At 69.2% G+C, this 1,582-nt stretch carries 2 protein-coding genes; both read left to right on the top strand.

What is annotated here, in order from left to right:
* Positions 1–624 (top strand): MFS transporter (locus G6028_RS17120; protein WP_338404265.1); only part of this gene is annotated, 624 nt, incomplete at its 5' end.
* 108 nt (positions 625–732) lie between these two features.
* Positions 733–1,582 (top strand): DUF222 domain-containing protein (locus G6028_RS17115; protein ID WP_182659582.1); only part of this gene is annotated, 850 nt, incomplete at its 3' end.

The following is a 1,582-nucleotide window of genomic DNA, read 5'->3' as shown; positions in this document are numbered from 1 at the left end:
ATCTCCGCGTGTCCACCAGAACGGGAACGGTCCACCTCGATCCTCGTGGGCATGGGTCTGTACGCGCAGCTGCTCGTCATCCCCCAGATACTCCAGCTCCCGGTGGCCACCGGCCACGGGCTGGGGCAGTCGATGGTCGCCATGGGGCTGTGGATCGCGCCCGGCGGGTTGGCCATGATGGCCGTCTCCCCGATCAGCGGACGACTCATCACCACACGGGGTCCCAAGCCCACGCTCATCCTGGGATCGCTGGTCATCGCATCGGGGTACGCCTCCGCCATGTTCCTCATGGGCTCGACGTGGGGCGTCATGATCGCGGCCGTCATCACCAGCTCCGGCGTGGGTCTGGCCTACGGTGCCATGCCCGCCCTCATCATGTCGTCGGTGCCGCACTCCGAGATGGGGTCCGCCAACAGCGTCAACACCCTCATGCGGTCGATCGGCACCACCACGGCCGCGGCGGTACTCGGGGTGATCCTCACACAGATATCCGTGGACTTCGGGGGGCTGTTCGTGCCCACCGAGACCGGTTTCCGCGTGGGCCTGTTGCTCGGGTGCGGGGTCGCTCTGGCGGCTGCCGCGGTCGCCGCCATGATCCCGCCCCCGTGGGAGGCGGAGGACTGACCCACGGCACCCCGGGACGCACCCCCCGAGGCGTTGCAGGATCGTTACCTGATCCGCATATGTGTTCGATATAATCGAACACAGGAGCGATTCAGGCGAGGAGTAGCGATGATCTGCAGTGGCAGTGCGGCCGATGGCGTGGCCGCCGAGCTCCTCGCCTCAGAGGTACTGTTCGCCGAGAATCGGGCGGCCGCCGCGAGATGCCGGGGTGTCCATGCCCTCGTCGAGCACCACGAACGGCAGCTCGAGGCGCGGCTGCGGGAGATGGGCCCGGGGGAGCCTGACTGGTCCAGGCTCGACCCCATCGATCACACCTGCCAGTCTCTGGTGGCCACGACCGGTGTGACGTACTCGCGGGCGAGTGACGTGGTCGGGTTGGCCGTGGACGTGCACGCCTGGGCCCCCGCGGTTCTGGATGCGATGGAATCGGGGCTGTTGTGCGAGCGCATCGCGATGCTGCTGTGTAGCCGGATCAGGGACGTGGACCCCTCCCTCAGCCACGAGGTGCAGGCCGCTGTCGTCGAGGACTATCTCAAGCGACTCCACAGGGGGGAGCGGCCCAACCGGAGGACGATCTCCCGGCACGCGGACAACGTCGTCGCGAAGATCGACCCGGAGGGCGAGGCCGAGCGCCGCCGTGACGCCGCCTTCGGTCGGGGTGTGCGATTTCGCAGAGAAGACCGCGGGATGTGCACCATGACAGCCCGTCTGCCCGCAGCTGCGGGGGCGGTTCTCGCGGAGCGAATCGACGCCTTCGCGGGAAAAGCGGCGCCGGGTGACCGCCGCACCCTCGCGCAGCGGCGCGCCGACGCGTTGGTGGCGATGGCCACCGGTGACCATGTCGTGGTGGACCCCGACGGCGGGTATCGCGGCACATCCGCCGCAGGATCTGCGGACCCGACGCCGGGTTCAGCCCGCGGCTCGGACGCGGCTCGGGGCGGGGGAAACGGCGCGCGCA

The sequence above is a fragment of the Dietzia cercidiphylli genome (genome assembly GCF_014145145.1).
Lineage (GTDB): Bacteria > Actinomycetota > Actinomycetes > Mycobacteriales > Mycobacteriaceae > Dietzia > Dietzia natronolimnaea.
This window is presented reverse-complemented; position numbering and strand designations above follow the sequence as displayed.